Source organism: Pseudarthrobacter sulfonivorans (genome assembly GCF_024391045.1).
In the GTDB taxonomy this organism is placed as follows: Bacteria; Actinomycetota; Actinomycetes; order Actinomycetales; family Micrococcaceae; genus Arthrobacter; species Arthrobacter sulfonivorans_B.
On sequence record NZ_JANFCZ010000048.1, the window covers coordinates 1 to 4,408 of the forward strand.

A 4,408-nucleotide genomic window follows, 5' to 3' on the forward strand; every position below is an offset into this window, starting at 1 on the left:
CGAAGCCCGTGTCCCGTTCTCCGTGGCCGGCGGCGTCAAGCTCGCCACCATCGGCGATGTCCAGAAGGCCGGCGCTGACGTCGCCGTCGCCGGCGGCGCCATCTACAGCGCAGCCGATCCCGCACTGGCAGCCAAGCAGCTCCGCGCCGCAATCAACTAACCCAGCCCACGGACAAACCGGAGGGCCTCCTGGTGCATCCCAGGAGCTGAAACTCATCCAGACCCGACCCTCTTTGGAAAGGCAGCCCGATGCTACAAACTTCAGATTCTTGCCTTGATATGTGGATGGGCCAGGAGGCTCTCGCCGAGGCTATGGTTCCCGTGATTGGCCGGCTGTACCGCGAAAACAACGTGGTCACCAGCATTCACGGCCGGAACCTGGTCAACAAGTCCACCATGGATATCCTCAAGGCCCACCGTTTCGCACGCCGGATCAGCAAGGACGAACTGCGCCCGGAGGAGACAGCCCCGCTGCTCGAGACCTTGCTGCAGCTGGACCTCGGTCCGGCCGCGATCGACGTCGCCCTTTTGAACCAAAAGTTCAGGTTCGAAGGCAACGGCGCTTCCCTCGAAGACTTCCTCCGCACGGAACTCGCCCAACTTGTGGGCAAGCGCGGCGCTGATGACCGCGCCAGCACCGACGTCGTCCTCTACGGCTTCGGCCGCATCGGACGCCTTGTGGCACGGCTGCTGATCGAAAAGGCAGGGGGCGGCCACGGCCTGCGCCTGCGCGCCATCGTGGTGCGCCGCGGCTCCGAAAACGACCTCACCAAGCGCGCCAGCCTCCTCCGCCGTGACTCAGTGCATGGCTCCTTCCGGGGCACCATCCGCGTCGACGAGGCAGCCAACACCATCACGGCCAACGGGGTGCGCGTCCAGGTCATTTACTCGGACAACCCCGCCACTATTGACTACACCGCGTACGGCATTAAAGACGCCCTGCTGGTGGACAACACGGGCCGGTGGCGCGACGCCGAGGGCCTGTCCCAGCACCTGCAGAGCAAGGGCGTCGCCCGCGTACTGCTCACCGCCCCAGGCAAGGGCGCGCTGAAGAACATCGTGCATGGCATCAACCACGGCGACATCCAGGACACGGACAAGATCGTCTCCGCAGCGTCCTGCACCACCAACGCCATCACCCCGGTCCTGAAGGCCATCAACGACAAGTTCGGCGTGATCCACGGGCACGTGGAAACCGTCCACTCCTTCACGAACGACCAGAACCTGATCGACAACTTCCACAAGGGCGACCGCCGCGGCCGTTCCGCTGCCCTGAACATGGTCATCACCGAGACGGGTGCGGCCACTGCGGTTGCGAAGGCCCTGCCCGAACTTCAGGGCAAGCTTTCCGGCAGCTCCATCCGCGTCCCCACGCCGGACGTTTCCCTGGCCATCCTGAACCTGAGCCTGGAAAACGGCACCACCAAGTACGGGGTCAATGACTTCCTGCGGGAAATGTCCCTGCACTCGGACCTGCGCCAGCAGATCGACTACGTCGATTCCCCCGAAGTGGTCTCCACCGACTTCGTCGGTTCCCGCCGCACCGGCGTCGTTGACGGACTGGCCACCATCTCCAACGACAAGAACCTGGTCCTCTACGTCTGGTACGACAACGAGTTCGGCTACAGCTGCCAGGTGGTCCGCGTCATGGAAGAGATGGCAGGCCTGAAGCGCCCCTCCTTCCCCGCAACGGACGTCGTTGAGGAAGCCATGTCCGTACTCGCCGCCCTGGCATAAATTCAACCGCCGCCTGGCCCAGGCTGCGGCCACAACCGGCCCGCCGGACCGTGTCCTGGCAGGCAGCAACAGAAAGGTACATCCACATGAGCATCACCTTCCAGCCCAGCGAACTCTTCAAGGGCAAACTGGACGAATCTCCGCTCGGTCCTCCGTTGGCCGAGGTACTCGGCGACGAGATACCCACCCGGATTGCCATTCCCTTTACCAGCGACGATTCCCGCATCCTCTCCGGAGTCTGGGAAGCCGATCCGGGCCTCTCCCGGTGGGAGTTCCTGGAGCGCGGCGAGGCGATCCATGTCCTTGAAGGCCGCATGGTGGTCACCGAGGACGGTGCCGATCCCATCACCCTGGAGGCCGGAACAGCCGCCATCTTCCCTATCGGGTGGCAAGGGACGTGGGAGATCCAGGAACGGATCAGGAAGTTCTTTGTGATCTTCACGCCGTGACCGCAAGTGTTCTGCCAGTTCAGGCCCGGGGGCTTAAACCCCGGGCCTGACAGGTTTTGGCCCCCGATCGCTGCGTGAGGCCCGGCCTGTAAACCTTCTCCCATGATTTGAGCGGAAAAATGAAAATTGGAATCCTCACCAGCGGCGGCGACTGCCCCGGCCTGAACGCCGTGATCCGCGGCGCGGTCCTCAAGGGCATCGCCATCCACGGCCACGAATTCGTGGGTTTCCTCGACGGCTGGCGCGGTGTGGTTGAAGGCGACGTCATCGACATCCCCCGCACCCTGGTCCGTGGCATCGCGAAACAGGGCGGCACCATCCTGGGCACCTCCCGCACCAACCCGTTCGAAAACGGCGGCGGGCCCGAGGTCATCAAGGCACATCTGAAGCGTTTGGGCATTGATGCGATCATCGCCATCGGCGGCGAGGGAACCCTGGCCGCCGCCAAACGCCTGACCGACGCCGGACTGAAGATCGTGGGCGTCCCCAAGACCGTGGACAATGATCTCGACGCCACCGACTACACGTTCGGGTTCGACACCGCCGTGCAGATCGCCACCGAGGCCATCGACCGCCTGCGCACCACCGGCGAGTCCCACCACCGCTGCATGATCGTGGAGGTGATGGGCCGTCACGTGGGCTGGATCGCCCTGCACGCGGGCATGGCAGCCGGCGCCCATGCGATCCTCATTCCGGAGCAGCAAGTCGGCATCGGGCAGATTGCCCAGTGGGTCAAGGAAGCGCACGCCCGCGGCCGAGCGCCGCTGGTGGTAGTTGCCGAGGGGTTTGTCCCGGACCATATGGAGTCCCCGCACTCCGAGCGCGGACTGGATACCTTCGGCCGTCCCCGGCTCGGCGGCATCGCGGACCAACTGGTCCCGGAACTGGAAGCCCGGACCGGCCTCGAAACCCGTGCCACCATCCTGGGACACATCCAGCGCGGCGGCGTACCGTCGGCCTTCGACCGCGTCCTGGCCACCCGCCTGGGCATGGCGGCCGTCGACTCGGTGGTGTCAGGCCACTGGGGCACCATGGTTTCCCTCAGGGGCACGGAAATCGAGCAGGTGGGCTTCCAGGAAGCGTTGGGCAAGCTGAAGACGGTCCCGCAGAACCGCTACGACGAGGCCGCGGTCCTGTTCGGCTGAGGCGTTCGCGCTGCCGCGTCCAAAGCCTCCAATACCCTGGCGTTGTTTGCGGCGTCCGCGAGGTCGTAGCGGAGCGGTGTGCCGTGGAGGACGCTGTCAGCAAAATGTTCGCCCATGCGTACGAAGTGGTTTGCGCCTTTGACCTCGTGATAGACCGTCTCCTGCCCGAAGTGGTGCTCCTCCAAGACCGAATCTTCCTCCAGGAGGCCAAAGGGGTTGTCGAGGTAGAGCCGGCCCGCGGTGCCCGTGACTTCCAGAAAATTGCGCCGTTCGAGGTTCACTCCCGTATCAAAAAGCGCAGTGGCGCCGCCGGGAAAACGCAGCATGCCCGCAATGCTGGTGTCGATGCGGCCGCCGTCGTTGGCGTCACGGTAGTTGCCAAAGGCTGCGAGGTGAGCCGGCTCCTGCGCCGTGACCATCCGGCTCACATTGACGCAGTAGCAGCCTGTATCGAAGAGCGCGCCGCCGCCGAGCCCCGTATACCAGCGGATGTTGTCGCCCCCGCCGGCATCAAACGTGTGGCCGACGTGGAGAAACGTCAGATCGCCCACCGCATTGGCCGCCAGCAGCTCCTGCAGCTTCTGGAAACGCGGGTGGAAACGGTACATAAAGCCTTCCAGGACCTTGAGACCGGTCTCGTCGGCCTTGCGTGAAATTTCCCCGCACTCGGCAGCGCTCATCGCCAACGGTTTTTCACAGAGGACGTGCTTGCCTGCGTCCAGCGATTTCAGGATCCATTCGAGGTGCAGGGCGTTGGGCAGCGCAATGTAGACGGCATCGATGTCGGGGGACTCCAGCAGGGCCTCATAGGAACCGAATGCCTGCGGGAGGCCATGCTTTTCGGCGAATTCCCCTGCCCTTTCCCCTGTGCGGGACGCAATCCCCAGCACCTCTCCGTTCGCCGTTTCCTGCAACGCCGGAATGGACTTCCGGACGATCCGGGCGGTGCCCAGGACGCCCCAACGCAATTTCCTGCTCATTGACTACTCCCTTTGTCAGGCCCGCCGGGCAGATTAGACCGTCTCCGCAGCTCAGCACGTCTTTGCAGCTTAGAACGTCTTTGCAGCTCAGAAGGTT

Annotated in this window: 5 protein-coding genes; 4 read left to right on the forward strand and 1 reads right to left on the reverse strand. The window is 64.2% G+C overall.

What is annotated here, in order from left to right; translation table 11 throughout:
- The 4 genes from NQJ30_RS18740 to NQJ30_RS18755 form a co-directional block, all read left to right on the forward strand.
- A partial coding sequence (locus NQJ30_RS18740) for an orotidine 5'-phosphate decarboxylase / HUMPS family protein (RefSeq protein WP_255771831.1) occupies window positions 1–160 on the forward strand: 160 nt, incomplete at its 5' end.
- A gap of 89 nt (window positions 161–249) precedes the next feature.
- The gene (locus NQJ30_RS18745; RefSeq protein ID WP_255771827.1) at window positions 250–1,737 is read left to right on the forward strand and encodes a glyceraldehyde-3-phosphate dehydrogenase; all 1,488 of its coding nucleotides are present in this window, start codon (window positions 250–252) and stop codon (window positions 1,735–1,737) included.
- A gap of 86 nt (window positions 1,738–1,823) precedes the next feature.
- Window positions 1,824–2,186, forward strand: coding sequence for a cupin domain-containing protein (locus NQJ30_RS18750; protein WP_255771828.1), 363 nt, complete (start codon window positions 1,824–1,826; stop codon window positions 2,184–2,186).
- A gap of 119 nt (window positions 2,187–2,305) precedes the next feature.
- Window positions 2,306–3,331 (forward strand): ATP-dependent 6-phosphofructokinase, encoded by a 1,026-nt coding sequence (locus NQJ30_RS18755; RefSeq protein WP_255771829.1) that lies wholly within the window; start codon window positions 2,306–2,308, stop codon window positions 3,329–3,331.
- Here the strand turns inward: NQJ30_RS18755 and NQJ30_RS18760 are convergent.
- Window positions 3,301–4,311 (reverse strand): Gfo/Idh/MocA family protein, encoded by a 1,011-nt coding sequence (locus NQJ30_RS18760; protein WP_255771830.1) that lies wholly within the window; start codon window positions 4,309–4,311, stop codon window positions 3,301–3,303. The genes NQJ30_RS18755 and NQJ30_RS18760 overlap by 31 nt on opposite strands.
- Window positions 4,312–4,408: the final 97 nt, after the last annotated feature.

What these genes read in the sequence shown, in the direction of transcription:
- NQJ30_RS18745 (WP_255771827.1), top strand. Translation starts at nt 250, where the DNA reads ATGCTACAAACTTCAGATTCTTGCCTTGATATGTGGATGGGCCAGGAG.
- NQJ30_RS18750 (WP_255771828.1), top strand. Translation starts at nt 1,824, where the DNA reads ATGAGCATCACCTTCCAGCCCAGCGAACTCTTCAAGGGCAAACTGGAC.
- NQJ30_RS18755 (WP_255771829.1), top strand. Translation starts at nt 2,306, where the DNA reads ATGAAAATTGGAATCCTCACCAGCGGCGGCGACTGCCCCGGCCTGAAC.
- NQJ30_RS18760 (WP_255771830.1), bottom strand. Translation starts at nt 4,311, where the DNA reads ATGAGCAGGAAATTGCGTTGGGGCGTCCTGGGCACCGCCCGGATCGTC.